Origin of the sequence: Nocardia africana NBRC 100379, assembly GCF_001612635.1 — a bacterium.
GTDB lineage: Bacteria > Actinomycetota > Actinomycetes > Mycobacteriales > Mycobacteriaceae > Nocardia > Nocardia africana.
This window is the reverse complement of sequence record NZ_BDAV01000005.1, coordinates 1-26,687: the sequence shown is the minus strand read 5'-3', so window position 1 is coordinate 26,687 and position 26,687 is coordinate 1. Positions and strand designations below refer to the sequence as shown.

Genomic DNA, 26,687 nt, shown 5'->3' with positions numbered 1-26,687 from the left:
TGCAGGCATCCACGCAGCAGCGGCTAGTCTGTGCATCCGTGATCACCCGTCTCTCGCACCTGTTCCTGCGCACCCTGCGCGACGATCCCGCCGACGCCGAGGTGCCCAGCCACAAACTTCTGGTCCGCGCCGGATATGTGCGCCGGATCGCGCCGGGCGTCTATTCGTGGTTGCCGCTGGGTTTGAAGGTGCTGCGCAAGATCGAGGACGTGGTGCGCCAGGAGATGGACGCGATCGGCGGTCAGGAGATCTCGCTGCCCGCGCTGCTGCCGCGCGAGCCGTACGAGACCACCAATCGCTGGACCGAATACGGCGACAGCCTTTTCCGCCTGCGGGACCGTAAGGGAGCCGACATGTTGCTCGGACCCACCCACGAGGAATTGTTCGCCCTGACGGTCAAGGGTGAATACAACTCGTACAAGGATCTGCCGGTCACGCTCTACCAGATTCAGACCAAGTATCGCGACGAGGAACGGCCGCGCGCCGGCATTCTGCGCGGGCGCGAATTCGTCATGAAGGACTCGTATTCCTTCGATCTGGACGAGGACGGCCTGAAGGCCAGCTACGCCGCGCACCGCCAGGCATATCAGCGCATCTTCGCCCGGCTCGGGATCGAATACGTGATCGTCGCCGCCACCTCCGGTGCGATGGGCGGCAGCGCCTCGGAGGAATTCCTGGCCAGCAGCCCGATCGGTGAGGACACCTATGTGACCTGCCGCGAATCGGGGTATGCGGCCAATGTGGAGGCCGTGGTGACGCCCGCGCCGCCGGAGATCCCGGTCGAGGGGCAGCCGGCCGCCGTCGTGCACGACACGCCGGGCACACCGACCATCGCGTCCCTGGTCGACTGGGCCAACGACGCCGGGATCGCCGAACAGTACGGCCGCCCGGTGACCGCCGCCGACACGCTGAAGAACGTCATGGTGAAGCTGCGCCACCCCGACGGCAAGTCCGAGATCGTCGGCATCGGCGTACCCGGTGATCGCGAGGTCGACGCCAAGCGGCTCGGCGCGAGCCTCGAGCCCGCCGAGGTGGAGTTGCTCACCGACGAGGACTTCGCCGCCAACCCGTTCCTGGTGAAGGGCTACATCGGCCCGAAGGCGCTGCTGGACAACGGCATTCGTTATCTGGTCGACCCGCGTGTGGTCACCGGCACGTCGTGGATCACCGGCGCCGACGCCTCCGGCAAACATGTCGTGGGACTCGTCGCGGGCCGCGACTTCACCCCCGACGGCACCATCGAGGCCGCTGAGGTGCGCGATGGTGACCCCTCGCCCGACGGCCGCGGTGTGCTGCACTCGGCGCGCGGGATCGAGATCGCACACATCTTCCAGCTCGGCTACAAGTACACCGACGCCTTCGAGGTGGACGTGCTGGGTGAGAACGGCAAACCGGTCCGGCTCGTCCAGGGTTCCTACGGGGTCGGCGTCTCCCGGATGGTCGCGGTGATCGCGGAGCAGATGCACGACGAGAAGGGGCTGCGCTGGCCGGCCGAGGTCGCCCCCTTCGATGTGCACGTCGTCATCGCCAACAAGGACGAGGCGGCCCGCACCGGCGCCGAGGAGGTCGTCGCGGGCCTGGACGCCCAGGGCCTGGACGTCCTGTTCGACGACCGCACCGCCTCACCCGGCGTCAAGTTCAAGGATGCCGAATTGCTCGGCATGCCTTGGGTTCTCGTCATCGGCCGGGGCTGGGCCGACGGCAAGGTGGAGCTGCGCAATCGCTTCACCGGCGAATCCGAGGACATCCCGGCGGCCGCGGCCGTCGATACGGTGCTCGCGAAGATTCGCGGCTGATCGCCCGCGGCACCCGGTCGCCCCGGCCGGGTGCACCCCGGTGGTGAACGGCGGCTACGGCAACGGAAGGCAGGAGCTACCGGTGTTCAGGCCGCTGCCCACCACGTCGACGGTGATATAGCTGCTCGACGTGTAACTCCCCGGCTCGAACTGCTGTGCCGTGATGTTCTGCCGCCCGGTGTATTTCGGCGTCCACGCCATGGTCACCGTGCCGTTCTCGGGGTGATAGACCGGCGTCCCCGCGATGGGTTCGCCGTTACCCGGGACCGACCCGCCGCTGTCGATGAACGTCACCGTGCCGCCGTCCGGCACGGGGGTGTCGACCGTCGCGGTCAGCGTGGCGGAACATCCGGTTCGCAATCCGTCCGGCCCGGCGTCGACGTGCACGCCCGTGACGGCGGCGCCCGCCCCGCTCACGGCGAGCAGCGATCCGAGCGCCCCCGCGGCCGGCGCCGCACCGATCCGTCGCATCCCCACGGCCATTCCCGTTCTCCCTCCGACGTATCCCGGCAGCATCCGCCGCACGCCGCGATCACGCTACCGGTGCGTCGAACAGCCCCGCGGTGCGCGAGGACGCGGGCGACCGGTCGTGGCCGCTGCGGGCTCAGGGCTGGCCCGGGAACGGTGTGGTCGCGGGATTCACGCCGAGGATCGACTGCCAGGTGGCCAGGCGGGTGGCGCATTCGGTGAGAGCCTCGGTGCCGGTGCGGCGGAGATCCGCGGTGGTGGAGTGTTCGACGACCGCGCGCCAGGCCACCGCGGTGTCGGTTTCCACGGTGACGGCGAGTTTGGCCGCGGGGATGGGATCGTCGACCGGGAACGGCGGGGTGTAGGCCGCGGCGGGCGCCGGGACACTCGCACCGGCCGCCTTCAGGGCGTCGACGGTGGCGTCGCGGCGGGCGCGGTGGGCCGCGGTGAACTCGGCGACGACCTTCGCCCGCTCCGGGGACGCGTAGGCCGCGATGAGGCCGTAGGCGTAGACCGCGGTGTATTCGGCGTTCAGCGCGTCGAGCAGCGCCTGCTGATCGGTACTCACGAGAGCACCACCGCCACGTGGGTGCCGCAGCAGGCGCTGATCGAGGCGATCAGGCCGGCGCGATATCCGGACAGTGTTGCGGCCAGCTCGGCCGCGGAGTGCTGGGAGTCGGTCAGCCGGGCACGCAGCGCGGCGACGGTCGGCGGCGGGGCGGGGGCAGGGGGTTCGACGACCGGGGGAGTCGCGGATTTCGGTTTCGTCCCGTCGCCGTATACGCCTACGGCGCGGTCGATTTCGGCGCGCAGCGCATCGGCGTGCTGGGCACGCTGCGCGGCGACGACGGTCAGCGCGGCGGTGTGCTCCGGTGCGGCGGCGATGGCCGCCTTCGCCCACACCGCGTCGGTCCGGGCCGATTCCTCCTGCGACACAAGCACATCCGGTGCGGACGGCTTGTCGTCCGAACAGGCCGCGACCGCGCTCACGGCGACGAGCGCGACCACGCCACCTCCGGCCGAGCGCAACAGCGAGCGGCGGTCGAGGCGGGGGTGAACGGTCCGATCCGGCGGCACCGGAATCACATCGAGACGGCTGGGCACGCCTACATCGTGCCAGTGATCACCGCGCGCCCCCGCGCCCAGCCCGCCGACTCGCCCCGCTCGCGATCGTTCCCGCCGGGCTTGTCGTCCGTCCGCCCTGCTGAGCCCGGGTAGCTCCGCCGGCGGACCCGCCGAGGAATGCGTCCGGACGGACGCGGCGCGGCGCGGCGGCCGGTCGGATTCGGCGAAGCGGAGGCCGTCTCCGGACCGTGGGCGCACAACCGGACCCGACCCGGGCCGACTCGACCGGGTTGGCTGGTCCTTTACACTCTTGCAGCGCGTTACGCTAGACCTCCGGCGGAACAATCCGCGGGACATGCGCGCCGACCATGCCGGACCAGGACCAATACCGCGTCACAACTGAACCAGGAGCCGCCCCATATGCCGATGCCGACCGAGGAAAGGGTGAGCCAGCTCGTTGCTGGGCTCGTCGAACGCCGAGGGCTCGACCTCGAGGGCGTGCACATCACGGCCGCGGGCGGGCCGCAGGCGCGGGTGACGGTGACCGTCGACGGCGACGAGACCGTCGATCTGGACACGATCGCGGACGTGAGTTCCGAGATTTCCGAAGTGCTCGACGCCGCCGCCGATCTGGGCGAAACCCCCTATCTGCTGGAAGTCACCACGCCGGGTGTCGACCGCCCGCTGACCGCCCCGCGCCACTGGCGACGGGCGCGCGGTCGCAAGGTGCGGGTGCGGATGCGGCCGGGCGCGCAGTCCCCCGAGGGCGCCTCCACCTTCGACGCGCGCGTCGGCGCGAGCACCGAGACCGAGGTTGCCCTGGTGCTGGGCGGTAAGCGCGCGCCCCACCGGGTGAGCGTGGCGCTGGCGGATATCGAATCCGCGGTCGTCCAGGTGGAGTTCTCACCACCCGGTGCGGCGGAAATGGAATTGGCCGGGGGCGTGGCCGCGGGCCGCCCGGAGCCGGGCGCCGCCGATGAGGCCGTCGATCCGGCCGCACCCGCCGCCCGGGGAGAAAACTCAGTAATTGCGCCGACCGAAGGGATCGTGGAATGAACATCGAAATCGAAGCCCTGCGTGCGATCGTCGCCGATAAGGGAATCTCGATGGAGACAGTGCTCTCCGCGATCGAGTCGGCTCTGCTGACCGCCTATCGGCACACCGAGGGCCACGAGCCCAACGCACGCATCGACATCAATCAGAAGACCGGCGTGGTGCGCGTGATGGCCACCGAGACCGACGCCGACGGCAATGTCGTGTCCGAATGGGACGACACGCCGGAGGGATTCGGCCGCATCGCGGCCACCACCGCGCGCCAGGTGGTGCTGCAGCGGCTGCGCGACGCCGAGAACGAGAAATCCTTCGGAGAGTTCTCCACGCACGAGGGCGATATCGTCGGCGGCGTCGTCCAGCGCGACGCCCGGATGAACGCCCGCGGCACGGTCGTGGTGCGCATCGGTAGCGAGGCCAACGGCGCCGAGGGTCTGATCCCCCCGGCCGAGCAGGTCCCCGGCGAGACCTACGAGCACGGGGATCGCATCAAGTGCTACGTCTACGGCGTCTCCCGCGGCGCGCGCGGCCCGCAGATCACGCTGTCGCGCACTCACCCGAATCTGGTGCGCCGGCTGTTCGCGCTCGAGGTGCCCGAGATCGCCGACGGTTCGGTGGAGATCGTCGCCGTGGCCCGCGAGGCCGGCCACCGCTCCAAGATCGCGGTGCGTTCCACGGTGCCCGGGGTGAACGCCAAGGGCGCGTGTATCGGCCCGATGGGCCAGCGCGTGCGCAACGTGATGAGCGAGCTGGCGGGCGAGAAGATCGACATCATCGACTGGGCCGAGGATCCGGCCGCCTTCGTCGGGAATGCATTGAGCCCGTCGAAGGTTGTCTCGGTCACGATCGTCGATCCGGAGGCCCGTGCCGCCCGGGTCGTGGTCCCCGATTTCCAGCTCTCGCTGGCTATCGGCAAGGAAGGTCAGAACGCCCGGTTGGCCGCGCGATTGACCGGTTGGCGCATCGATATCCGCTCCGACGCCGCCCCCGACGTGGCCGGATCGCCGCGACCGCACGCCCAGCAGGGGTAGGCCGCGGCGGGACGGCAGTGCGGGTGCGGGGGTCGACGAGGGGCTGGATGCGGAGATCGGGACATGGCAGCGGTACAGTGGACACAGGCTCAGCGCGAGTCTTCGGTATCCGCACTTTCCGCCCAGGTCGGTGCTCGGGTGAGAACCCGAACTCCCGGCCCGGTCCGGACCTGTGTCGGATGCCGGAAACGCGAGCTGGCCGCCGATCTGTTGCGGGTCGTGGCGCAATCGCCCGGCAGCGCTCCCGACAGGGACGCCGTCGTCGCGATCGTTCCCGATCCGCGGCGCAGACTTCCCGGGAGGGGTGCTTGGCTGCACCCCGTTTCGGCTTGTCTGAGCATGGCAGAGCGGCGCCGAGCGTTCGGCAGAGCGCTACGAGTGTCCGGAAAACTGGATATCTCAGCCCTGGAGCACTACGTCGAGAACAGGCACGAGCACTCATGAGCACACCGTGAAGTACCAACGATGAACGGCCATCGAAGATAACCCGAGGTCGTGCGGGCGTCCTGACCCCTGAACGGGGAGCAAGAGACTGTCGCGCTCGACCTCTCAGTGAGGAGAGCAGTGGCAGGCAAGGCCCGCGTGCACGAGTTGGCTAAAGAACTCGGTGTCACGAGCAAAGAACTACTCGCAACGCTCAAGGAGCAGGGCGAGTTCGTGAAGTCGGCGTCGTCGACGGTGGAGGCACCCGTCGCACGCCGGCTGCGGGAGTCGTTCGCGGCGAAGTCCGCCCCGTCCAACGGCTCCGCGAAATCCTCCGCGAAGCCCGGTCCCGCCCAGGCACGTCCGGCCGCCAAGCCGGCCGCCGGCGCGACCCCGGGTCCGCGTCCCGGCCCGCGTCCGGCTCCGGCTGCGGCCCAGGCCGATTCGGCCCCCGCGGCCGAAACCCCTGCGGCGGCAGCGCGTCCCGATGCGGTGAAGCCCGGCCCGGCCGTCAAACCCGGTCCGAAGCCGGCCGCTCCGGCGGCCTCCGCGGGTGCGGCGCCGTCGGCGTCCGCCCCGTCGGCTCCGGCGCAGCAGCCCGGCGCACGTCCGGCCCAGGGCACGCCGCGCCCCGGCCAGCCGCGCACTCCGGGTGGGCAGCAGGGCGCGCCGCGCCCGGCGACGCCCGGTCCCAAGCCGGGTCCGAAGACCCCGCGGGTGGGCAACAATCCCTTCTCGTCGGCGCCCGAGCGCCCGGCGCCGCGTCCGGCTCCCGGACCGCGTCCGGGGCCCGGTCAGGGTGCGCCGCGTCCGGGTCAGGGCGGTCCGCGCCCCGGCCAGGGTGGTCCGCGTCCGGGCCCGGGTCAGGGCGCGCCGCGTCCGCCGGCCGGTCAGGGCGGTCCCCGTCCCGGTGGCCCGCGTCCGTCTCCCGGCTCGATGCCGCCCCGGCCGAATCCGGGTGCGATGCCCGCTCGTGCGGCCCGTCCGGGCCCGTCGGCGGGTCGTCCGGGTCGTCCCGGCGGTGCGCCGGGTGGCGGCGGCGGTCGTCCCGGTGGTGGCGGCGGCGGTAACTACCGCGGTGGCGGCGGCGCCGGTGGCGGCGGTGGCGCGGGTGCGCCCGTGGCCGGTGGTTTCCGCGGTCGTCCCGGTGGCGGCGGTGGCCGTCCGGGTGGTGGCGGCGGTCGCGGCGGTGCCGCGGGTGCCTTCGGCCGTCCCGGTGGCGCGCCCCGCAAGGGCCGCAAGTCGAAGCGGGCGAAACGCGCCGAATACGAGAACATGCAGGCACCGTCGGTCGGCGGTGTGCGGCTGCCGCGCGGCAACGGCGAGATCATCCGTCTCGCCCGCGGCGCGTCGCTGTCGGACTTCGCCGAGAAGATCAACGCCAACCCGGCCTCGCTGGTGCAGGTGTTGTTCAACCTCGGTGAGATGGTCACCGCGACCCAGTCGGTCAACGACGAGATCTTCGAGCTGCTCGGCGGCGAGATGAACTACGTCGTGCACGTGGTCTCGCCCGAGGACGAGGACCGCGAGCTGCTCGAGAGCTTCGACCTCAGCTACGGCGAGGACGAGGGCGACGAAGGCGACCTGCAGGTCCGCCCGCCGGTCGTGACCGTCATGGGTCACGTCGACCACGGTAAGACCCGACTGCTGGACACGATCCGCAAGACCAACGTCCGCGAGGGCGAGGCCGGCGGTATCACCCAGCACATCGGCGCCTACCAGGTCCTCACCAACGTCAACGACGAAGAGCGCCTGATCACCTTCATCGACACCCCCGGTCACGAGGCGTTCACCGCCATGCGTGCCCGTGGTGCCAAGGCCACCGATATCGCGATCCTGGTGGTCGCCGCCGACGACGGCGTCATGCCGCAGACGGTGGAGGCCATCAACCACGCGCAGGCCGCGGACGTGCCGATCGTGGTGGCGGTCAACAAGATCGACAAGGAAGGCGCCAACCCGGAGAAGGTGCGCCAGCAGCTCACCGAATACAACCTGGTGGCCGAGGAGTACGGCGGCGACACCATGTTCGTCAACATCTCGGCGCGTCAGGGCACCAATATCGAAGCCCTGCTCGAGGCCGTGGTGCTGACCGCGGACGCCGCCCTGGACCTGCGGGCCAACCCGGATATGGACGCCCAGGGTGTCGCCATCGAGGCGCATCTGGACCGCGGCCGTGGTCCGGTGGCCACCGTGCTGGTGCAGCGCGGTACCTTGCGCGTCGGTGACTCGATCGTGGCGGGTGACGCCTACGGCCGCGTCCGCCGCATGGTCGACGAACACGGCGAGGATGTGGACGCGGCGCTGCCGTCGCGTCCGGTGCAGGTCATCGGTTTCACCTCGGTGCCGGGCGCGGGCGACAACCTGCTCGTCGTCGAGGAGGACCGCATCGCCCGCCAGATCGCCGACCGGCGCAATGCGCGGAAGCGCAACGCTCTGGCCGCGCGCAGCCGCAAGCGGATCAGCCTGGAAGATCTGGATGCCGCTCTGAAGGAGACCTCGGAGCTCAACCTGATCCTCAAGGGCGACAACTCCGGTACGGTCGAGGCCCTGGAAGAGGCGCTGCTCGGCATCGAGATCAGCGACGAGGTCCGGCTGCGGGTCATCGACCGCGGTGTCGGTGGTGTCACCGAGACCAACGTCAACCTGGCGTCGGCGTCGAACGCGATCATCATCGGGTTCAACGTCCGGGCCGAGGGCAAGGCCACCGAACTCGCCAACCGCGAGGGTGTGGACATCCGCTACTACTCGGTGATCTACCAGGCCATCGACGAGATCGAGAAGGCCCTCAAGGGCATGCTCAAGCCGATCTACGAAGAGGCCGAACTGGGTCGCGCCGAGATCCGCGCGGTGTTCCGCTCCTCGAAGTTCGGCAATATCGCCGGCTGCATGATCACCTCCGGGACGGTCAAGCGCAACGCCAAGGCCCGCCTGCTGCGCGACAGCGTGGTGATCGCCGATACGACGATCCAATCGCTGCGCCGGGAGAAGGACGACGCCACCGAGGTCCGCGAGGGCTTCGAATGCGGTATGACGTTGGGCTACAACGACATCAAGGAAGGCGACATCATCGAGGCCTACGAGCTTCGGGAGAAGCCGCGCGACTGAGTCGTCCACAGTGAGCGAACGTCACGTTCGGTGCGGGCAACGACCGGACGTGACGTTCGCTTCGCGGGCGCTCGTCGCGACATGTGAAGAGGTGAGCCGTTGTTCGTCGGTGCGCTGGAGTTCGACATCCTGCTCGGCGATGTGCACTCGTTGAAGGAGAAGCGGTCGGTGATCCGCCCGATACTGGCCGAACTGCAGCGCTTCGGCGTCAGTGCGGTCGAGGGCGGCGATCACGATCAATACCGCCGCTCACAGTTGGGCGTCGCGCTGGTCAGCTCCGAGATGGGACATCTCACAGCGGTGCTGGACAAGTGTGAACGCCACGTGGCGGCCCGTCCGGAGTTACAGTTGCTGGCAGTACGCCGCCGCATCTTCGGACCCGAAGACTGAATGACAAGTGAGGAGGGCCCGCCATGGTGGATCAGGCCAGGGCACGCCGACTCGCGAAGCGGATCGTCACGATCGTCGGGACGGCGATCGAATACGAGATCAAGGATCCGCGGCTGCGTTTCGTCACCGTCACCGATGCCAAGGTGACCGGTGATCTGCGGGAGGCGACCGTCTATTACACGGTGATGGGTGAAACCCTCGCCGCCGAACCGGATTTCGCGGGCGCCGCGGCCGGACTGGAGAAGGCCAAAGGGGTGCTGCGGTCCAAAGTGGGCGCGGCCACCGGGATCAAGTTCACGCCGTCGCTGAGTTTCGTCCTCGACACGGTGCCCGATGCGGCGCGCGAGATGGAACAACTGCTGGCGAAGGCTCGCGCGGCCGACGAGAAGGTGGCGCAGGTCGCGGCCAACGCCACCCATGCCGGCGACGCCGATCCCTACAAACCCGACCCCGACGAGGAAGACTGACCGCGACGGCGGTCGACGCGGTGGACGGGCCGGGCTCGCAGGGCGGTCTCCCGGTGCTGTCGCCGGTCGGTCGAGCGCCGGAGAATCGAGCGTGGAGATGACAGCTGTGACGTCGTCGGCGGATCCGGCCGCGGCCGTCGAGGTATTGGCGGCCGCGCGATCGGTGACCGTGCTGTGTCATGTGCAGCCGGACGCCGATACCGTCGGCAGTGGACTGGCCCTGGCGCAGGTGCTGCATCGGCGCGGTGTGCCGGTGCAGGTGTCCTTCGCCGAGCCGGCCGAACTCCCGGCGTCGATGCGCTCGCTGCCGGGCGTGCAGTTCCTGGTGCCCGCCGAACAGGTGGCGGAGCGAGTGGACCTGCTGGTCACCGTCGACTGTGGCAGCGTCGGGCGCCTGGGCGCGCTCGCGGACCGAATCGACGGCGCGGCAACCACATTGGTGATCGACCATCATCGCTCCAACACCCGCTTCGGCGATGTGAACCTGATCGACGAGACCGCGGAGTCCACCACCAGCGTGCTGGCGCGGCTGTTCGACGTCTGGGGTGAGGAGATCGACCGGGACATCGCGCACTGCCTGTTCGCCGGCCTGGTCACCGACACCGGGTGTTTCCGCTGGGGCGGTCCCGGCACCCATCTGCTAGCGGATCGTTTGCTGGCTACCGGAATCGACGGCGCGGGAATCACTCGTACGCTGATGGACACCCATCCCTTCGGCTGGTTGCCGATGCTGTCGCGGGTGCTCGGATCGGCGCGGCTGGAACCGCGAGCGGCCGGTGGCGCCGGACTGGTCTACGCCTTCGTCCGCAGTGACGACTCCGACGGATTGCGGTCGGAGGAGGTGGAAAGCGTCATCGACGTCGTCCGCACCACCGCCGAGGCGGATGTGGCGGCGGTATTCAAACAGTCCCGCACCGACGCGGGCTCCTGGACGGTGTCGCTGCGCTCGCGCGACAGCGGTGTCGGCACCGGCGATGCGGTCGACGTCGCCCGGGTCGCGACCGGCCTGGGCGGTGGTGGCCACCGCTACGCTGCCGGCTACACCACCCACGGCACTCCCGAGAACGTGGTGGACGATCTGCTCGCGGAATTGGCTCTCGGCCGGGAGAGCTGACCATGGCGGTGGACGACGCCGTCGGCAGCGCTATCGCTTCCGATGCGGGCCCGCGTCGCATCCTCGGCATCGCGATCCCCACGCTGGGAGTGCTTGTCGCCGAACCGATCTACCTGCTGTTCGATATGGCGGTGGTGGGCCGGCTGGGGGCGCTCGCGCTGGCGGGGCTCGCCGTGGGCGGCCTGATACTCGCGCAGGTCGGCACGCAGTTGACATTCCTGAGTTACGGAACCACCGCCCGCTCCGCGCGCCGCCACGGCGCCGGTGACGAGCGAGGCGCGGTTGCCGAAGGGGTGCAAGCGAGTTGGCTGGCCGTGGCCGCCGGACTGGCGATCGTCGTTGTGCTGCAGGTATTCGCGCGGCCCGTCGTGGATGTGATCGCCGGCGGCGCCGATATCGCGGACGAGGCATTGCGCTGGTTGCGGATCGCGCTGTTCGGAGTCCCGTTGATCCTGCTGACCATGGCCGGTAACGGCTGGTTGCGCGGGGTGCAGCAGACGCGGCGTCCGCTGGCGTATGTGATTGCGGGACTGGTTGTTTCGGCGCTGCTGTGCCCGGTGCTGGTCCACGGCCTGCTGGGGGCGCCCCGGATGGAACTGGCCGGCTCGGCGGTGGCCAACGTCGCCGGGCAGGTCGTGTCGGCCGGACTGTTCGTGGCCGCGCTGGTGCGCCGGCGGGTGCCGCTGCGGCCCCACCCGCAGGTGATGCGGGCGCAGTTGGTGCTCGGCCGGGATCTGATCGTCCGAAGCCTGGCGTTCCAGGCCTGTTTCGTCTCCGCCGGTGCGGTCGCCGCCCGGTTCGGCGCCGCCTCGGTGGCGGCCCACCAACTCGTGCTACAGCTGTGGAATTTCCTTGCCCTGACATTGGATTCGCTGGCCATCGCGGCGCAGACCCTCACCGGTGCGGCGCTGGGATCCGGTGACGCACCCGGTGCGCGCATGCTGGCCCGGCGGATCACCCTGTGGTCCACCCTGTTCGCGGTGGTGCTCGCCGTGGTCTTCGCCGCCGGATACGCCGTCGTCCCACAGATTTTCACCGACGATCCGGCGGTCCTGGACCGGGTGCACGTCATCTGGTGGTTCTTCGTCCCTCTCATCCCCGCCGCCGGAGTGGTTTTCGCGCTCGACGGCGTCCTGCTGGGCGCGGGCGACGCCCAGTATCTGCGCAACACCACGATGGCCGCGGCGCTGCTTGGGTTCCTGCCCGCCATCTGGCTGTCGCTGAGCTTCGACTGGGGTATCGCCGGGATCTGGTCGGGGCTGAGCGCCTTCATCCTGCTGCGCATGATCGCGGTCGGCGCCCGCGCGCTGTCGGGACGCTGGGCCCGGACCGGAACCGAGATCCCCCGGCCGGCGTGAGCGCACACCCGCCGGCCGGCTCGTTCGCCGCGGCAGGTGATCGCTTTCTCCGCAGCCGGGTATGTCCGCACGCGAGGGCCGGGTGTGCTCGCCCGGCGATGATCATGGGATGGTGGAACGGTGATGCCTAAGTTGATGGCGGTGAGCGATATCCATGTCGGTCATCAGGGGAACAAACCGGTGGTCGAGCAGATCCGCGCCGATTCGCCCGAGGACTGGCTGATCGTCGCCGGCGACGTGGGGGAGAAGACCGACGACATCCGCTGGGCGCTGCGCACCCTGCGGGAACGCTTCGCCAAGGTGATCTGGGTTCCGGGCAATCACGAATTGTGGACCACCACCAAGGATCCCGTGCAGATCAAGGGCGCTCCCCGCTACGACTACCTGGTCGCGCTGTGCCGCGACCTCGATGTGGTGACCCCGGAGGACGAGTTCCCGGTCTGGGAGGGCGCGGGCGCCGAACAGTACGGCGGGCGGGTGACGATCGCGCCGCTGTTCATCCTCTACGACTATTCCTGGATGCCCGAGGGCGCGAACACCAAGGCCGAGGCCCTGGCCATCGCCCGGGATCGCAATGTGGTCGCCACCGACGAATTCCTGCTGGCCAGCGACCCCTACCTGACCCGCGACGCCTGGTGCCGGGCCCGGGTCCAGTACAGCCGGCGCCGGCTCGACGCGCTCGAGCCCGACACCGCGGTCGTGCTGATCAACCATTTCCCGATGCTGCGTGAACCCACCCGGATGCTGTTCTATCCGGAATTCTCGCTGTGGTGCGGCACCGAGGACACCGCCGACTGGCACACCCGCTACAACGTCGTGTGTTCGGTCTACGGTCATCTGCACATTCCGCGCACCACCTTCTACGACGGTGTCCGGTTCGAGGAGGTCTCCCTCGGCTATCCGCGTGAATGGCAGCGCCGCGGGCTTCCGGACAAACTGCTCCGCCAGATCCTGCCCGCCCCCGAATACGGCCCCGGCGACCTCAACGAATGGGGTGGCCACTTCAAGATCACCCCGGCGATGCGTGAGGCGGCCGCCGAGATGCGCCGTCTCGCCGACCGCCGGCGCGGCGTGCGCTGACCTCGCGGGACATCACCACGGCCGCCGGCGCGCTCCCCGATAGTCCAGGCAGGCGCCGCCGGGCCGGCTCGCGGGGTGGGTTTCGGTGTGCTCGCGATAGATCCGCAGTCCCTCGCGAATCTTCCAGGCGGCCCGCTCGAGCTGATCCGGCGTCAGCGCCTTGTCGAAGGCCGCCGCGTCGACGAGTTGGGCTCGTACCTGTTCCAGGTTCAGTCGTGCGTACTCCAGCGGGGTGAGCTCCATGCGCGGGAGACTACTCCACATCGAACATACTTTCGACACCCGGCTCGGTGCGTGATACGCGCACGCCCTCGGCCGGAAACAGGCGCAGCCAGGCGGCGCCGGCGCCACCGTCCGGTCCGCCGACGACCCCGAGATCACCGCGGCGGCCCCACCCCTCGACGTAGCGTGCGAGTTCGGGCACCGAGCGCAGCTGGTCCGGAGAGGTCATGCCCTGTTCGGCCGCATGGGCGGCTTCGAACAGCATCGCCCACAGCAGCGGTTCGTCGGCGGGCGTGGCGGTGGCGACTCGATGGGGCATGCCGCGCGACTCTACGGGCATCGCCCGCGACGGATCCTCCCATTTTCCGGGGCGGCCTCTCGGGTGTGGCCGATGCCGCTTCCCCGGAGCTGGCCGCGTCCGGGTACCGCCCGCACCGCTAGGCTCGTAGCGCACACAGGGTCGACTCAGGAGGCGGTCATCGAGGAACAGGCGCGCGTCATCGGCAGCATTCTGCCCGCGGGAGTCGCCGCGGCGGAGCTGTTGCGGTATCCGGAGGATCTGAAACCGCATCCCGGTGAGGAACATCTGATCGCGCAATCCGTCGAGAAGCGGCGGCGCGACTTCATCGGCGCCCGGCACTGTGCGCGGCTGGCGCTGGCTCAGCTCGGTGAGCCGCCGGCGGCGATCGGCAAGGGCGAGCGTGGGATGCCGCTGTTCCCGCGCGGGGTGGTCGGCAGCCTCACCCACTGCGACGGGTACCGGGCCGCGGTGCTGGCGCATCGGTTGCGCTGGCGGTCGGTGGGCATCGACGCCGAACCGCACGACACGCTGCCCGAGGGTGTGCTGGACTCGGTGAGCCTGCCCGCCGAACGGGACTGGCTGCGCGGCGCGGTCCCCGCGACGGGACTGCACATGGACCGGCTGCTGTTCTGCGCGAAGGAGGCCACCTACAAGGCGTGGTTCCCGCTCACCCAGCGCTGGCTCGGCTTCGAGGACGCCCACATCACCTTCACCGTCGACGACACCGGCACCGCGGGCACCTTCCACAGTGCGCTGCTGGTCCCCGGGCAGACCGTCGACGGCGGTGCGCCACTGACCGCGTTCGACGGCCGCTGGACGATCACCGAGGGTCTGATCCTGACCGCGATCGTGGCCGGCTGATGGGCGAACGGGAGGCGGTCGTCGATCCGCTCGGCGGTCTGCTCATCATCGACAAGGACGGCGGGCAGACCAGCCACGACGTGGTCGCCCGCTGCCGGAAGATCCTGCGTACCAGGAAGATCGGCCACGCCGGCACGCTCGACCCGATGGCCACCGGCGTGCTGGTGCTCGGTGTCGAGCGCGCCACCAAACTGCTCGGCCTGCTGAGCCTGACCACCAAGTCCTATACCGCGACCGTTCGCCTCGGCCAGGCCACCGTCACCGACGATGCCGAGGGGGAGGCGCTGGCCACCATCCCCGCCGGCCACCTCGCCGATGCCGATATCGCCGCCGCCGTCGCCGCGCTGACCGGTGATATCGAGCAGGTGCCCTCGACGGTCAGCGCGATCAAGGTGAACGGCGAGCGGGCCTACGCGCGCGCCCGGGCGGGCGAGCAGGTGCAACTGGCGGCCCGGCCGGTCACGGTCTCCCGGTTCGACATTCTGGGCCGGCGCGATATCGACACCGGCGCAACGACATTCGTCGATCTGGATGTCGAGGTCGACTGTTCCTCGGGCACCTACATCCGTGCCCTGGCCCGCGATCTCGGCACCGCGCTGGGAGTCGGTGGGCATCTGACCGCGTTGCGCCGCACCCGGGTGGGCCCGTTCACCCTCGAGCACGCTCGCACCCTGGACCAGCTCGCCGACGATCCGAGCCTGAATCTCGACGTCGACGCGGCTGTGCGCCTTGCCTTTCCGCATCGGGAGATCGACGCCGAACAGGCCGAATCGCTGCGCGACGGACGCTGGCTGGACCCGGTCGGCGTGCGCGGAGTGCACGCGGCCACGACCGCCGACGGACGGACCATCGCCCTGCTCGAGGAGAAGGGCAAGCGCTCCTCGCCGGTCTTCGTGGTGCGCCCGCGCGGGCTCGTCGACTGAGGCGCCGGCTACGCTTCGTCGCCCTCGCCGGCCTGGTCCCGGAGCCGGTCGACGGCGTCGCGCATATGCCCGGCCAGCAGCTCGCGCGCGTGTTCCGGCGGGCCGGCGGCGATCGCCTCGCGCAGGGCGATGTGTTCGCGAACCTGCTCGCCGAGGTCGGTGTAGGTGGTCTGCAACGCGCCCAGGCACATGCGCGTCTCGATCAGCAGGGTCTGCGCCGCGCGCACCAGCCGCGGGCTGTCGGCGCTGGTCACCAGGGCCTGATGGAAGGCGTGGTCGGCCTCGGTGACGCCGGTGGCGTCACCGCGCGCGGCGCAGGCCTGCATCTCGGTGACGCCGGCTTCCAATGCGGCGTAGGCGATCTCGCGGCGGCCGTCCAGGATCAGATCCAGCGCGCCGCCCTCGATCGCGGTGCGGGCGCGGTAGATGTCGACGACGTCATCGAGGCTCAGTTCGATGACGAAGATGCCGCGGTGGCGCACGCTGTGCAGCAGCCCCTCCGAGACCAGTCGCTGCATGGCCTCGCGCACCGGTCCGCGGGAGACGTCGAATTGCGTGGCGAGATCGGCCTCGACCAGCTGGGTACCGGGCGCGACGGTGCCGTGCATGATCGCCGTGCGCAGCCGGTCGGCGATCATTTCCGCCGTGGACTGCCGATTCACGGGTTCGAACTCAATCACCGACATGAATCGGCCTTTCCGAGAAGAGCGTTCCGAGCCCCGGTCCGGACGGCGGCGACGCGGCGGGCAGTTCCGCCAGTCGCAGCCCATGCCAGACGGTGACCTGGTTCGCGGTGAGTACCGGCTTGCCGAGCGCTGATTCCAGCTCCGGAAGCAGTTGTATCGTATGCATCGCGGTATCGGGAACGAGCAATGCCTCGGCGTCGGGGTGATCGTTCGCCGCCGCCAGCGTCAGGACCTGCTCCGGGCTGAGAGTGCCCACTTCGGCGGCCGTGTCGATTCCGGCGCTCGACATCGAGACCACCCGGATATCGGCGGCGGCGAGGAAGGCCACGAACAAGGCGGCCACCTCGTCCGGATAGCTGGCGCAGACAGCGACGCTGCGCACACCGATCGCCCGCACCGCGTCCACGAACGCGAAACTGGTACTCGACACGGGCACTCCGCAGTCCTGAGCGAGCCGGTCCACCTGATCGCGCGCGCCCTGCGGGCCGTAGACGAAACTGCCCGACGTGCAGGCCCACACCACCGCCCGCGGTTCGAAGGGCGCGAGCAGCCGCGCGCCCTCGCGCAACTTGTCCGGACTGCCGAGGTCGAGCAGCTCCGGCACCGCGTGCAGATCGGTGCCGTAGATGTGCGCGACTCGCAGGTCCACGCCGAGTTGTGCTGCTGCCCACGGATATTCGTCCTCGGCGGCGTGGTCGGGGTAGATGAAGCCGACGGTCGGTAGCCCTTGCATTGCGCCTCCTAGAAAACGTTCTGCAGCCATTTACCGGGACCCATCATCGGCAGTTTCATCCGTCCCAGACAGGCCCACATGGTGAGTTGGTTGGCGGTCAGGACCGGCTTGCCGAGCAGCCGCTCCAGCGGCTCGACCAGGTCGTAGGTGGGAAGGTTGGTGCAGCTGACGAAGATGGCCTGGGCGGCGGGATCGTCGGCGGCCATGATGCGTTCGGCGATGGTGCGGTAGCCGACCTTCCAGATGCCGCCGCCCAGCCCGAGATGGTCCGAACGCAGCACCTCGCAGCCGGCCTCGTGCAGGAACTCGTGCAGCTTCCCGGTGAGGATGTCGTCGTAGGGCGTGATGACCGACAGCCGGGACAACTCCAATTTGCGCACCGCTTCGATCAACGCGCCGGAGGTGGTGATCGCGTCCCGGGCGCCGGCCCGGCAGATGGTGTCGCGCAGCGACCGTTCGTAGGCCAGCCCCTTGATGAAGCTGCCGGAAGTGCACAGATAAGCGATGACCTCGGGCTCGACATGCATGACGTTGCGAGTGGCGGCGGTGAGATGCGCTGCGTCGGAGACCAATTCGGCCATTTCGAAAGAGACCGGCACCGGTTCGTAGGGCGTGCGCGCGAGATGCAGGCTCACCTCCAGCGGCGCCCACCGCCACAGTTCGCGTTCCAGCGCCAGGTCGAACGGCGCGATGATCCCGATACCCCGTTGCGCGACAGGTCCGTCCAGCTCGGGAAAATTCAGTTCCACGAGGGCCCCTCTCGCGTTCGGGCGACGAACCTCCGCACACAATCGGATTGTTGACAAGCATACGATGGGTTTTTAGCCTGTCAATATGAACGCGGGCCCAGTTGTCACCGTCCTACACGACGGCGTCGAGCCCGACGCGGCCTCTCTGCGTCCGGTGTCGCAGCAGGCCACCGTTCGCTTCGCCGACGGTGCGGCACTCGCGGATGCGCTGCCCGGCACCGAGGCATTGTTCGTCTACGACTTCCAGAGCACGGCCCTTCCCGGCGCCTGGCATCGCGCCGACCGGTTGCGGTGGGTTCATGTCGGAGCCACCGGGGTCGACGCCGTGATGTTCGACGAGCTGATCGACAGCGATGTGCTGGTGACCAACACCCGGGGTTTGTTCGATCAGCCCATCGCGGAATACGTGCTGGCGCAGATCCTCTCCTTCGCCAAGGATCTGCCCGAATCGCTGCGCCTGCAGCAGCGCCACCGCTGGCACCATCGCGAATCCGAGCGGGTCGCCGGGGCCGCGGCCCTGGTGGTCGGCACCGGGTCCATCGGCCGCGCCATCGCCCGCCTGCTGCGGGCCGCGGGGATGCGGGTGCGCGGGCTGGGCCGCACCGCCCGCGCCGGGGATCCCGACTTCGGCACTGTCGCCACCGATCTGCACGCCGAACTGCCCGGGGCCGACTATGTGATCTGCGTGGCGCCGCTGACCCCGCAGACCCGGCACCTGTTCGACGCGAATGCGTTCGCGGCGATGAAACCGCATGCGCGTTTCATCAACGTGGGCCGGGGGGAATCGGTTGTCACCGACGATCTGGTCGCCGCGCTGCGCGGTGGCGCCCTCGCCGGTGCGGCGCTGGACGTGGTCGACCCGGAACCGCTGCCGGCCGGCCATCCGCTGTGGGATCTGCCGAATGTGGTTGTCACCCCGCACAACAGCGGCGATTTCATCGGCTGGCGGTCGGAGATCGTCGCCGCGTTCACCGACAACTTTCAGCGCTGGATCACCGGTCAGCCCCTACAGAATGTGGTCGACAAGAAGCTGGGTTACGTGCCCAGCTGAAGGGAGTCACGATGACCCACCCCGGAACCGGGACCGACCCCGCGGCGATGACCGCGGCCGAGTTGGCCTCCGCCTATTCGGCCGGGGCGCTTTCTCCCGTCGAGGCCACGCAGGCGGCGCTGGACGCGATCGCCGCGCGCGACGACGTGCTCAACGCCTACTGCCTGGTCGATTCCGAGCGTGCGTTGATCCAGGCCAAGGAATCCGAAATCCGCTGGCACAACGGGCATGCGCAAGGACTGCTCGACGGCGTGCCGATCTCGATCAAGGACGTTTTCCTCACGCAGGGATGGCCCACCCTCCGCGGGTCGACCTCGATCCGGCCGGATGCGCCGTGGCCGGTCGACAGCCCCGCGACCGCGCGGCTGCGCGAGGACGGGCTGGTCTTCCTGGGTAAGACCACCACACCGGAACTCGCCTGGAAGGCGACGACCGACAGCGCGCTCACCGGCATCACCCGCAATCCGGTGGATCCGACCACGACGTCCGGCGGATCCTCGGGCGGCTCGGCGGTGGCGGTCGCGGCCGGGATGGGACCGGTGTCGATCGGCACGGACGGCGGCGGCAGTGTGCGGATCCCCGCGTCGTTCTGCGGTGTCGTGGGTTTCAAGCCGACCCACGGCCGCATCCCGCTGTATCCCGCCAGCCCGTTCGGGCCGCTGGCACATGCCGGGCCCATCGCCCGCTCGGTGGAGGACGTGGCGCTGCTGATGGACATCCTGTCGCTGCCCGATCCGCGCGATCCGACCGCGGGCGCGCCGCCGCTGACGACCTTCCGGGGTGAACTGCAGCGTGAGGTGCGCGGCGCGACGGTCGGTTATTCGGCGAATCTCGGCTTCGCCGAGGTGGATCCGGAGGTCGCGGCGGTCGTCGCGGCGGCCGTCCGGAAGTTGGACGAGGCCGGATTGCGGGTGGTGGAGGCGGATCCGGGCTTCCCCGATCCGCGCGAGGCGTTCGAACAGATGTGGGCCGCCGGCGCGGCGACCATGCTGTCGACCTTCCCGCCGGGTACGCGGGACCGCGTCGATCCGGGACTCGGGGCCATGTGGGATCGCGGACTGGCACTGGGTGCGGTCGACTATCTGAACGCCCGCGCGGTGGCCGCCGAGATCGGCATCGTCATGGGCACCTTCCACACCGCCTACGACGTGCTGATCACTCCGACGATGCCGATCACCGCCTTCGAGGCCGGACACGATGTGCCGCCGGGCAGTTCGATGGACAGCTGGCCGCAATGGACGCCGTTCACCTATCCGTTCAACCTTACCCAGCAACCGGCGATCAGCATTCCGGCCGGGACAACCGCGGCGGGCATGCCGGTCGGATTACAGATCGTCGGGCCGCGGCACTCCGACGATTTCGTCCTCGCGCTGGCCCGCTTCGCCGAACTGGTTTTGAGCTGAACCTGAGGCGAGCGAGCCCCATCGCAGGAGCTGGTGCCGTGCTGCGACCGCCGAGGCACTGCCCGGCCCCGAACGGCATGCGGCAGTGTGGGGGCCGGCAGATCATCGATGTGGGCCGGGCGAGCCCACACACCTTCCTGGTGGACGGCGACACCGCTACAGCTCCTGGACCGGCCGTGGTGGATAGCTCCGGACGAGGTGAGCGGACGAGTTCTCGCAGCCGATGCTCCTAGTCGGTGGTAGACCGAGACACCGCGCGGAAACCCGTGTCACCGATCACGATCACGCCGGGACCGTCCAACCGTCCTGCCTCGTAAACGGCCTCGTCGAGATGGGTCGACATCAGAAGCATCCATGCCTCCCACGGAGTCCCCGCCCCCAACGGTCCACCCGATTCCGCCGACAACCGGGTGTAGTAATCGCGCAACTCCCCGTCGGTCACCTCGAATATCAAGGCAGGGTCGACCGGCGCCTCGCGGACCGCCGTGATGCGCAATCGCCCCGCCTTATCCCGGTCGACCCGATACCCGGCTTCCGCACCGGCACGAATCACCGACTCCACGAGTTCGTCGGCACTCGGCTCAGACTTGTCCACGGCATGCTCCTCCAGGAAAGGCGGTAACCACTTGCCCGTTCTCGAGCCCCTCCCACTCGGCCTGGTGCCTATCCTGGATATGGCGGTAACCGTAATTCTTGTTCCCGCACAACAGTTTCCACTCGCCATAGGTGGTGACCACCTTCGACTCGTCCGTCCTGATCCCACAGGCGCCCCAGGGCGACGAGGCGTGGGCCACCGGGTCGGGTGCGGACAGCACCATCGGGGCGGCCAGTGCGGCCGCGGCCACGACGAATGCACGAATCTTCACGTTACGTCCCCCTCCATCGAGCACCGATCGGTGCCGGTCCGTGTCGTCACCGCCCCCTGCGGTGACGACACGGATCAGAGTAGGACGGTCGACGAGATCCGCCGATCGATTTTCGGCCGGCAGCGAAATCGTTTGCCGGCGCGGTGATTCGGGTCAGATATCTTGTCCTTCGCTGAGAGGCCGTGTGAAAGACAGGGTTTCGCCCTCCACCCCGCGTAGCCACAGTGCGTTGCATGCCGCGGCGAGTTCCGGGAGGCCCTCCTCGATGGTTGCGAAGACGTTTCCGGGCACCCAGCCCATGTCGCCGTTGATCAGCAGGTTGTTGCGGTCGTAGAACAGGGCCAGGTCGGTGGCGCCCTGCTCGGCGTGTGCGGCCGAACCGGGTTCGTAGCCGTAGGCCGGATTGCCGATCTCCCACGGTTCGAAGTCGAACAGGCAGACGTCGCCGGGAATCGGTGTGACCGTGGGGTTTTCGCGATGCGGGGCCGCCGTGATGCGCGGCACCAGAGTATAGACCTCGTTGCGCGCGTACTTGGCGTGGAAGGCGTCGCCCTCCTGGGGCAGCGCGTCCCAGACCGCCGCGCAGGTGCGTGGCGCCTGGTCGTCCAGCAGCCGCGCCCGGCAGCGCACGCCGGCCTTGGTGAGGGTGATGGTGAGGTATCGGGCCATCGGGATCTCCTGTCCGATCGGATGCCGGGTGGCGCTACAGCTCGTCGAGGACGCCGTTCCAGAGCGCCAGTGCCTCGTCGACCTGGTCGGCGGTCACGATCAGCGGCGGGATCATCCGCACGACGTTGCTGTACGCGCCGCAGGTCAGCAGGAGCAGGCCGCGCTGGGCCGCCAGCTGTTGCGCGGCCGCCGCCGTCGCGGTGTCGGGTTCGCCTGTGGCCGTGGTGAATTCGCATCCCACGAGCAGTCCCAGGCCGCGCACATCGCCGATCGCCTTGGTGGCCCCGGCCCGCGCCCCGGCCAGCAGTTGCGCCCCGCGGGCGGCGGCGTTGTCCACCAGCCCTTCCGATTCGATGACGTCGATCGTGGCGACCGCGGCCGCGCACGCCACCGCATTGCCGCCATAGGTGCCGCCCTGGGATCCGGGCCAGGCCTGAGCCATCAGTTCCTGCGGCGCGGCGATGCCGGACAGCGGAAATCCGCTGGCCAGTCCCTTGGCAATGGTGATGACATCGGCCTGCACGTCGAAGTGCTGATGCCCGAAGAACTTTCCGGTACGCCCGAAACCGGTCTGGATCTCGTCGAAGATCAGCAGAATGCCGTGCCGGTCGGCGCGTTCGCGCAAGCCCTGGAAGAACCGGGTGTTGCCCGGGATGTAACCGCCCTCGCCGAGCACCGGCTCGACGACGAACGCGGCCGTCTCCGCGGGCGCGGTCAGCGTGGCCAGGATGTAGTCCAGCTCGCGCAGCGCGAAGTCGGTGGCCTCCTCCTCCGACCAGCCGTAGCGGTAGGCGGTGGGGAACGGCGCCACGTGGACACCGCCCATGAGCGGGCTGAAGCCGGCCGAGAATCGGGTCCCGGAGGTGGTCATGGTCGCGGCGGCGACCGTGCGGCCGTGGAAGCCGCCGTGGAAGACCACGACGTTCGGCCGGCCGGTGGCCTGCCGTGCCAGCCGCAGCGCCGCTTCCACCGCCTCGCTTCCGGAATTGGCGAAGAACACCGAATCCAGGTGCGCGGGAAGCACATCGCCGAGTCGTTCGGTCAGTCGCAGCAGCGGCCGGTGCATGACCGTCGTGTATTGGCCGTGGATGAGGCTGCCGATCTGTTCGCGCGCGGCCTCGACCACCCGCGGATGACAGTGCCCGGTGCTGGTGACGCCGATCCCCGCGGTGAAGTCGAGGTATCGACGCCCGTCGGTGCCGTACAGGTAGCAGCCCTCGCCGTGGTCGACGGTGACCGGCGTGGCCTGCCGGAGAACGGGGGAAAGTGCAGTCATGGTGATCCGCCTCCCGGCGACGGGGAAATCCGGCACGGTGACGGCCGGATTCTTATTGTCGGATTGTTGACAATGTGTATAACATGACCGCGATGGTGACGGCAATGACAGCGCTGATCCGAGATGCTGTTCCGAGCTGAGGGGCGAGCGATGACGCACACCGTGACGGAATCGGACGAGGCGACGATCGCCGCGATCGACAGCGTGCCGACCGGCCTGTTCATCGGCGGCCGATGGCACGAGACCGCCACCCGGCTGCCGGTCGAGGATCCGGCGACCGGGCAGACGTTGACCACCGTCGCCGACGCCGCGCCCGAGGACGGCGTGGCCGCACTGGCCGCCGCAGCGGCGGCGCAGGCCGCCTGGGCGGAGGTGCCCGCGCGAACCCGGTCCGACATCTTGATGCGCGCCCATCGGGCCCTGCTCGAGGACACCGACCGGCTCGCCCGCATCGCCACCGCCGAGATGGGCAAACCGCTGGCCGAGGCGCGCGGCGAGGTCGCGTACGCGGCGGAGTTCTTCCGCTGGTTCGCCGAGGAAGCGGTGCGACTGGACGGCGGATACATGCCGGCGCCCACCGGCGGGTCGCGCTTCGTGGTGGCGCGCCGGCCCGTCGGGCCGAGCATCCTGATCACCCCGTGGAACTTCCCGATGGCGATGGCGACCCGCAAGATCGGCCCGGCGCTGGCCGCGGGCTGCACATGTGTGGTCAAACCGGCCGAGCAGACGCCGCTGTGCACCCTCGCGATCGCCGAAATACTCTCCGCCGCAGGGGTTCCCGACGGCGTGGTCAATGTCGTGACCACCTCCGATCCGGCGGCGGTGACCGGCGCGATGATCGCCGACCCCCGCTCGCGGAAGCTGTCGTTCACGGGATCGACCGCGGTCGGCAAGATACTGCTGGAACAGTGCGCGAAATCCGTCATGCGCACCTCGATGGAACTCGGTGGCAACGCACCCCTGATCGTCTTCGACGACGCCGATCTCGATACCGCGGTCGAGGGCGCGCTCGCGGCGAAGATGCGCAATATCGGTCAGGCCTGCACCGCGGCGAACCGGATCTACCTGCAGCGCGGCATCGCCGACGAATTCACCCACCGCTTCACCGAGCGGATGGCGGCGCTGCCGATGGGACGCGGCGCCGATCCGGGCGTGGTGGTGGGACCGCTGATCGACGCCCCCGCGGTCGCGAAGGTGTCGGAACTGGTCGCCGACGCGCGCCGGCGCGGCGCCACCGTCCTGCTCGGTGGGACCGCCGTCGAGGGGCCCGGATACTTCTATCCGCCCACGGTGCTGACCGGCGTCCCCGACGACGCCGCGATGTTCGGCACCGAAATCTTCGGTCCCGTCGCGGGGTTGGCCGTCTTCGACACCGAGGACGAGGTGATCGAGCGCGCCGACGACACGCCCTACGGTTTGGTGGCCTACGTGTTCACGGAGAATCTGCGGCGCGGATTGCGGGTGAGCGAGGCGCTCGACACCGGAATGGTGGGCCTCAATCAGGGCGTGGTCTCCAATCCGGCGGCGCCGTTCGGCGGCGTGAAGGAATCGGGTCTCGGACGCGAGGGCGGCTTCGGCGGCATCGACGAATTCCTGGAGACCAAATACATCGGTGTGGCACTGTGATGCCGGTGTATCGCATTGCCACCATTCCCGGCGACGGTATCGGCGTGGACGTCACGGCCGAGGCGGTCAAAGTTCTCGACGCGGTGCTGCCCGGCATCGCGTGGACCGAATTCGACTGGTCCTGCGAGCAATATCTGCGCACCGGCGCCATGATGCCCGGCGACGGTCCGCAGCAGCTGGCCGATTTCGACGCGATTCTGCTCGGCGCCGTGGGATTTCCCGGTGTCGCCGACCACATTTCGCTGTGGGGCCTGCTGATCCCGCTGCGCCGCGCCTTCGGGCAGTATGTGAATCTGCGCCCGGTCCGGCTGCTGCCCGGCACCGAATCCGCGTTGCGTGGGCGCGGTGCGGACGATCTCGACATTCTCATCGTGCGGGAGAATTCCGAGGGCGAATATTCCGCGATCGGGGGGATGCACAATCCCGGGCGGCCGGACGAATTCGTGGTTCAGGAATCGATATTCACCCGCACCGGATGTGAACGCATCATCCGGTACGCCTTCGAGCAGGCGCGCCGGCGCGACCGGCGACTGTGTTCGGCCACCAAATCCAACGGTCTCATCCACTCGATGCCGTACTGGGACAGCGTCTTCGAGCGGATCGCCACCGAGTACCCGGATGTCGAGACGCGGCAGATGCACGTCGACGCGCTGGCCGCCGAAATCGTGCTGCATCCGGATAGGCTCGACGTGATCGTCGGCTCGAATCTGTTCGGCGACATCCTCTCCGACCTCGCCGCCGCAGTGACCGGCGGGCTCGGGCTCGCGCCGTCGGGAAATATCAATCCCGCGCGCGACGCGCCCTCGATGTTCGAGGCGGTGCACGGCAGTGCGCCCGATATCGCGGGTATGGGGATCGCCGATCCGGTGGCACAGATCCTCGCCGGTGCGATGATGCTCGACCACCTCGGCGAATCCACTGCGGCCGCGGCCGTCGACCGCGCGGTCTGCGATGTGCTGGCCGCGAGGGAGGTGCTCACCCCGGATCTGGGCGGCACCGCGACCACGGCCGAACTCGGCACCGCGATCGCCGAGCGCGCCGCGGCACTGGTCACACAGTAGAGGCGGCGATAGGCCGCGGTGTCCCGGTTCCCGGGTGCTGCGGTGGGCGGGGCGGTTCGGTGACCCGGACGCGACCGCGTCCGGTCAGGAGGTCAGCCAGATCGCTTCCGCCGCAGGGCTTCCCAGGTCGATGGTGTGCTCACCGATCCGCACCGCGATGGTGCCGGCGAAATCGCGCCGCTCCACCACGGTGATCACGGTGTCCAATGCGATGCCGACGGAATCGAAATATCGCAGCATGGCGGGATCGAAATCGGAGATGCGCGCTACCCGGCCGGATTGCCCGGCCTGGAAGTCGCTGAGCTGATGGGCGGGCGGGGTGGGGACCGCACCGTCGACGGAGGGGATCGGGTCGCCGTGCGGATCGCGGTCGGGATGGCCGAGTTTGGCGTCGATGCGTTCGACCAGGGTTTCCGACACCGCGTGCTCGAGCACCTCGGCCTCGTCGTGCACCTCGTCCCAGCCGTAGCCGAGCTCGCTGACCAGGAACGTTTCGATCAGCCGATGGCGGCGCACCATGGCGACGGCGGCCCGGCGGCCGTTGTCGGTGAGCGTGATGGCGCCGTAGCGGGCATGTTCGACCAGGCCCTGATCGGCGAGTTTGCGGACCGCCTCCGACACGGTCGACGCCGAGACCCCGATCCGCTCGGCCAGCAGTTTGGTCGACACCTTCTCCTGCGACCACTCCTGCGCACTCCAGATGACCTTCAGATAATCCTGGGCGACCGACGACAGTGAGGGGGCCACATTCGCCGCGCGCCCGGCCGCACCCGCATCGGGAGACGGTTGTGACGCAGCGGAATCTGCCAGCTCACGCCGGGTGGCGACATCACGTTTTCCGGGCACGTATCGAGCTTAGCGGGGGTAGCGACGCGGCCGGAGGAGGCAGCCTGCGTAACCACGGAGGCCGCCG

General features: G+C 69.3%; 29 protein-coding genes. 16 read left to right on the top strand and 13 right to left on the bottom strand.

What is annotated here, in order from left to right; all coding sequences use genetic code 11:
• The first annotated feature begins 38 nt into the window (after window positions 1–38).
• Window positions 39–1,796 (top strand): proline--tRNA ligase, encoded by a 1,758-nt coding sequence (locus NA3_RS05300; RefSeq protein WP_062962450.1) that lies wholly within the window; start codon window positions 39–41, stop codon window positions 1,794–1,796.
• 54 nt (window positions 1,797–1,850) lie between these two features.
• Here NA3_RS05300 and NA3_RS05295 read toward each other — a convergent pair whose 3' ends face one another.
• The 3 genes from NA3_RS05295 to NA3_RS05285 form a co-directional block, all read right to left on the bottom strand.
• Window positions 1,851–2,279 (bottom strand): hypothetical protein, encoded by a 429-nt coding sequence (locus NA3_RS05295; RefSeq protein ID WP_062962449.1) that lies wholly within the window; start codon window positions 2,277–2,279, stop codon window positions 1,851–1,853.
• A 121-nt stretch (window positions 2,280–2,400) separates the two neighbouring features.
• Window positions 2,401–2,832 carry a ferritin-like domain-containing protein gene (locus NA3_RS05290; RefSeq protein WP_062962448.1) on the bottom strand — a complete coding sequence of 144 codons (432 nt, stop codon included), beginning with the start codon at window positions 2,830–2,832 and terminating at the stop codon, window positions 2,401–2,403.
• The gene (locus tag NA3_RS05285) at window positions 2,829–3,368 is read right to left on the bottom strand and encodes a hypothetical protein (protein ID WP_227995026.1); all 540 of its coding nucleotides are present in this window, start codon (window positions 3,366–3,368) and stop codon (window positions 2,829–2,831) included. The genes NA3_RS05290 and NA3_RS05285 overlap by 4 nt, the downstream gene beginning before the upstream one ends.
• 381 nt (window positions 3,369–3,749) lie before the next feature.
• Between NA3_RS05285 and rimP the strand changes: the two genes are divergently transcribed.
• The 9 genes from rimP (at window position 3,750) to NA3_RS05245 (ending at window position 13,347) form a co-directional block, all read left to right on the top strand.
• Entirely contained in the window at window positions 3,750–4,385 is a 636-nt protein-coding gene (rimP, locus tag NA3_RS05280) for a ribosome maturation factor RimP (RefSeq protein WP_062962446.1), read from the top strand.
• A complete protein-coding gene (nusA, locus tag NA3_RS05275; RefSeq protein ID WP_039779580.1) occupies window positions 4,382–5,410 on the top strand; it encodes a transcription termination factor NusA in 1,029 nt (342 codons plus the stop codon). Before rimP ends, nusA begins: the two co-directional genes overlap by 4 nt.
• Window positions 5,411–5,473: 63 nt before the next feature.
• Window positions 5,474–5,854 (top strand): YlxR family protein, encoded by a 381-nt coding sequence (locus NA3_RS35740; RefSeq protein ID WP_081879203.1) that lies wholly within the window; start codon window positions 5,474–5,476, stop codon window positions 5,852–5,854.
• Window positions 5,855–5,974: 120 nt separating this feature from the next.
• On the top strand, window positions 5,975–8,938 hold the full coding sequence (gene infB / locus NA3_RS05270) for a translation initiation factor IF-2 (RefSeq protein WP_062962445.1): 2,964 nt from the start codon (window positions 5,975–5,977) through the stop codon (window positions 8,936–8,938).
• A gap of 99 nt (window positions 8,939–9,037) precedes the next feature.
• Entirely contained in the window at window positions 9,038–9,328 is a 291-nt protein-coding gene (locus NA3_RS05265) for a DUF503 domain-containing protein (RefSeq protein ID WP_039779566.1), read from the top strand.
• A gap of 23 nt (window positions 9,329–9,351) precedes the next feature.
• Entirely contained in the window at window positions 9,352–9,795 is a 444-nt protein-coding gene (gene rbfA / locus NA3_RS05260; RefSeq protein WP_036503370.1) for a 30S ribosome-binding factor RbfA, read from the top strand.
• Between the two features lie 97 nt (window positions 9,796–9,892).
• Window positions 9,893–10,909 carry a DHH family phosphoesterase gene (locus NA3_RS05255; protein ID WP_062962865.1) on the top strand — a complete coding sequence of 339 codons (1,017 nt, stop codon included), beginning with the start codon at window positions 9,893–9,895 and terminating at the stop codon, window positions 10,907–10,909.
• Between the two features lie 2 nt (window positions 10,910–10,911).
• Window positions 10,912–12,267 carry an MATE family efflux transporter gene (locus tag NA3_RS05250; RefSeq protein ID WP_062962444.1) on the top strand — a complete coding sequence of 452 codons (1,356 nt, stop codon included), beginning with the start codon at window positions 10,912–10,914 and terminating at the stop codon, window positions 12,265–12,267.
• Window positions 12,268–12,387: 120 nt separating this feature from the next.
• Window positions 12,388–13,347 carry a metallophosphoesterase family protein gene (locus NA3_RS05245; protein WP_157126527.1) on the top strand — a complete coding sequence of 320 codons (960 nt, stop codon included), beginning with the start codon at window positions 12,388–12,390 and terminating at the stop codon, window positions 13,345–13,347.
• Window positions 13,348–13,359: 12 nt separating this feature from the next.
• Here the strand turns inward: NA3_RS05245 and NA3_RS05240 are convergent, their stop codons facing one another.
• Together NA3_RS05240 and NA3_RS05235 are read right to left on the bottom strand one after the other, a co-directional pair.
• Complete coding sequence (locus NA3_RS05240) at window positions 13,360–13,590, bottom strand: DUF6374 family protein (protein WP_062962442.1); 231 nt, start codon at window positions 13,588–13,590, stop codon at window positions 13,360–13,362.
• Window positions 13,591–13,600: 10 nt separating this feature from the next.
• Window positions 13,601–13,888, bottom strand: a complete 288-nt coding sequence (locus NA3_RS05235; RefSeq protein WP_062962441.1) for a hypothetical protein — start codon at window positions 13,886–13,888, stop codon at window positions 13,601–13,603.
• A 72-nt stretch (window positions 13,889–13,960) separates the two neighbouring features.
• On the opposite strand from NA3_RS05235, the gene npt reads away from it, so the two are divergent.
• Both npt and truB read left to right on the top strand, forming a co-directional pair.
• Complete coding sequence (gene npt / locus NA3_RS05230; RefSeq protein ID WP_084491224.1) at window positions 13,961–14,731, top strand: 4'-phosphopantetheinyl transferase Npt; 771 nt, start codon at window positions 13,961–13,963, stop codon at window positions 14,729–14,731.
• On the top strand, window positions 14,731–15,654 hold the full coding sequence (truB, locus tag NA3_RS05225) for a tRNA pseudouridine(55) synthase TruB (RefSeq protein WP_062962440.1): 924 nt from the start codon (window positions 14,731–14,733) through the stop codon (window positions 15,652–15,654). The genes npt and truB overlap by 1 nt, the downstream gene beginning before the upstream one ends.
• 8 nt (window positions 15,655–15,662) lie before the next feature.
• On the opposite strand, the gene NA3_RS05220 is transcribed toward truB, so the two are convergent.
• The 3 genes from NA3_RS05220 to NA3_RS05210 are packed head-to-tail and all read right to left on the bottom strand — an operon-like array spanning window position 15,663 to window position 17,822.
• Complete coding sequence (locus NA3_RS05220; protein WP_062962439.1) at window positions 15,663–16,340, bottom strand: GntR family transcriptional regulator; 678 nt, start codon at window positions 16,338–16,340, stop codon at window positions 15,663–15,665.
• On the bottom strand, window positions 16,327–17,073 hold the full coding sequence (locus tag NA3_RS05215; RefSeq protein WP_062962863.1) for a maleate cis-trans isomerase family protein: 747 nt from the start codon (window positions 17,071–17,073) through the stop codon (window positions 16,327–16,329). Before NA3_RS05215 ends, NA3_RS05220 begins: the two co-directional genes overlap by 14 nt.
• A gap of 8 nt (window positions 17,074–17,081) precedes the next feature.
• On the bottom strand, window positions 17,082–17,822 hold the full coding sequence (locus tag NA3_RS05210; protein WP_062962438.1) for a maleate cis-trans isomerase family protein: 741 nt from the start codon (window positions 17,820–17,822) through the stop codon (window positions 17,082–17,084).
• 85 nt (window positions 17,823–17,907) lie between these two features.
• Between NA3_RS05210 and NA3_RS05205 the strand changes: the two genes are divergently transcribed.
• Both NA3_RS05205 and NA3_RS05200 read left to right on the top strand, forming a co-directional pair.
• Window positions 17,908–18,873, top strand: coding sequence for a D-2-hydroxyacid dehydrogenase (locus NA3_RS05205; protein ID WP_062962437.1), 966 nt, complete (start codon window positions 17,908–17,910; stop codon window positions 18,871–18,873).
• Window positions 18,874–18,884: 11 nt separating this feature from the next.
• Window positions 18,885–20,276, top strand: a complete 1,392-nt coding sequence (locus tag NA3_RS05200; protein ID WP_227995029.1) for an amidase — start codon at window positions 18,885–18,887, stop codon at window positions 20,274–20,276.
• 229 nt (window positions 20,277–20,505) lie between these two features.
• On the opposite strand, the gene NA3_RS05195 is transcribed toward NA3_RS05200, so the two are convergent.
• The 4 genes from NA3_RS05195 to NA3_RS05180 form a co-directional block, all read right to left on the bottom strand.
• Window positions 20,506–20,871 carry a hypothetical protein gene (locus tag NA3_RS05195; protein ID WP_062962435.1) on the bottom strand — a complete coding sequence of 122 codons (366 nt, stop codon included), beginning with the start codon at window positions 20,869–20,871 and terminating at the stop codon, window positions 20,506–20,508.
• Window positions 20,858–21,142 (bottom strand): hypothetical protein, encoded by a 285-nt coding sequence (locus tag NA3_RS05190; RefSeq protein WP_062962434.1) that lies wholly within the window; start codon window positions 21,140–21,142, stop codon window positions 20,858–20,860. Before NA3_RS05190 ends, NA3_RS05195 begins: the two co-directional genes overlap by 14 nt.
• A 153-nt stretch (window positions 21,143–21,295) precedes the next feature.
• Complete coding sequence (locus NA3_RS05185; protein WP_062962433.1) at window positions 21,296–21,811, bottom strand: DUF3830 family protein; 516 nt, start codon at window positions 21,809–21,811, stop codon at window positions 21,296–21,298.
• A gap of 34 nt (window positions 21,812–21,845) precedes the next feature.
• Window positions 21,846–23,087, bottom strand: a complete 1,242-nt coding sequence (locus NA3_RS05180) for an aspartate aminotransferase family protein (RefSeq protein WP_062962862.1) — start codon at window positions 23,085–23,087, stop codon at window positions 21,846–21,848.
• Window positions 23,088–23,237: 150 nt separating this feature from the next.
• On the opposite strand from NA3_RS05180, the gene NA3_RS05175 reads away from it, so the two are divergent.
• A complete protein-coding gene (locus NA3_RS05175) occupies window positions 23,238–24,713 on the top strand; it encodes an NAD-dependent succinate-semialdehyde dehydrogenase (protein WP_062962432.1) in 1,476 nt (491 codons plus the stop codon).
• Entirely contained in the window at window positions 24,713–25,774 is a 1,062-nt protein-coding gene (locus NA3_RS05170; protein WP_062962431.1) for a tartrate dehydrogenase, read from the top strand. Before NA3_RS05175 ends, NA3_RS05170 begins: the two co-directional genes overlap by 1 nt.
• Before the next feature lie 84 nt (window positions 25,775–25,858).
• Here NA3_RS05170 and NA3_RS05165 read toward each other — a convergent pair whose 3' ends face one another.
• Window positions 25,859–26,521 carry a metal-dependent transcriptional regulator gene (locus NA3_RS05165; protein ID WP_051755147.1) on the bottom strand — a complete coding sequence of 221 codons (663 nt, stop codon included), beginning with the start codon at window positions 26,519–26,521 and terminating at the stop codon, window positions 25,859–25,861.
• Window positions 26,522–26,687 lie beyond the last annotated feature (166 nt).

Bases quoted from the DNA above. Each gene is read 5' to 3' on its own strand.
- NA3_RS05295 (WP_062962449.1), bottom strand. From the start codon at position 2,279: ATGGCCGTGGGGATGCGACGGATCGGTGCGGCGCCGGCCGCGGGGGCG.
- rimP (WP_062962446.1), top strand. From the start codon at position 3,750: ATGCCGATGCCGACCGAGGAAAGGGTGAGCCAGCTCGTTGCTGGGCTC.
- nusA (WP_039779580.1), top strand. From the start codon at position 4,382: ATGAACATCGAAATCGAAGCCCTGCGTGCGATCGTCGCCGATAAGGGA.
- NA3_RS35740 (WP_081879203.1), top strand. From the start codon at position 5,474: ATGGCAGCGGTACAGTGGACACAGGCTCAGCGCGAGTCTTCGGTATCC.
- rbfA (WP_036503370.1), top strand. From the start codon at position 9,352: ATGGTGGATCAGGCCAGGGCACGCCGACTCGCGAAGCGGATCGTCACG.
- NA3_RS05255 (WP_062962865.1), top strand. From the start codon at position 9,893: ATGACAGCTGTGACGTCGTCGGCGGATCCGGCCGCGGCCGTCGAGGTA.
- NA3_RS05250 (WP_062962444.1), top strand. From the start codon at position 10,912: ATGGCGGTGGACGACGCCGTCGGCAGCGCTATCGCTTCCGATGCGGGC.
- NA3_RS05240 (WP_062962442.1), bottom strand. From the start codon at position 13,590: ATGGAGCTCACCCCGCTGGAGTACGCACGACTGAACCTGGAACAGGTA.
- NA3_RS05235 (WP_062962441.1), bottom strand. From the start codon at position 13,888: ATGCCCCATCGAGTCGCCACCGCCACGCCCGCCGACGAACCGCTGCTG.
- npt (WP_084491224.1), top strand. From the start codon at position 13,961: ATGCCGCTTCCCCGGAGCTGGCCGCGTCCGGGTACCGCCCGCACCGCT.
- truB (WP_062962440.1), top strand. From the start codon at position 14,731: ATGGGCGAACGGGAGGCGGTCGTCGATCCGCTCGGCGGTCTGCTCATC.
- NA3_RS05220 (WP_062962439.1), bottom strand. From the start codon at position 16,340: ATGTCGGTGATTGAGTTCGAACCCGTGAATCGGCAGTCCACGGCGGAA.
- NA3_RS05215 (WP_062962863.1), bottom strand. From the start codon at position 17,073: ATGCAAGGGCTACCGACCGTCGGCTTCATCTACCCCGACCACGCCGCC.
- NA3_RS05205 (WP_062962437.1), top strand. From the start codon at position 17,908: ATGAACGCGGGCCCAGTTGTCACCGTCCTACACGACGGCGTCGAGCCC.
- NA3_RS05200 (WP_227995029.1), top strand. From the start codon at position 18,885: ATGACCCACCCCGGAACCGGGACCGACCCCGCGGCGATGACCGCGGCC.
- NA3_RS05185 (WP_062962433.1), bottom strand. From the start codon at position 21,811: ATGGCCCGATACCTCACCATCACCCTCACCAAGGCCGGCGTGCGCTGC.
- NA3_RS05180 (WP_062962862.1), bottom strand. From the start codon at position 23,087: ATGACTGCACTTTCCCCCGTTCTCCGGCAGGCCACGCCGGTCACCGTC.
- NA3_RS05175 (WP_062962432.1), top strand. From the start codon at position 23,238: ATGACGCACACCGTGACGGAATCGGACGAGGCGACGATCGCCGCGATC.
- NA3_RS05170 (WP_062962431.1), top strand. From the start codon at position 24,713: ATGCCGGTGTATCGCATTGCCACCATTCCCGGCGACGGTATCGGCGTG.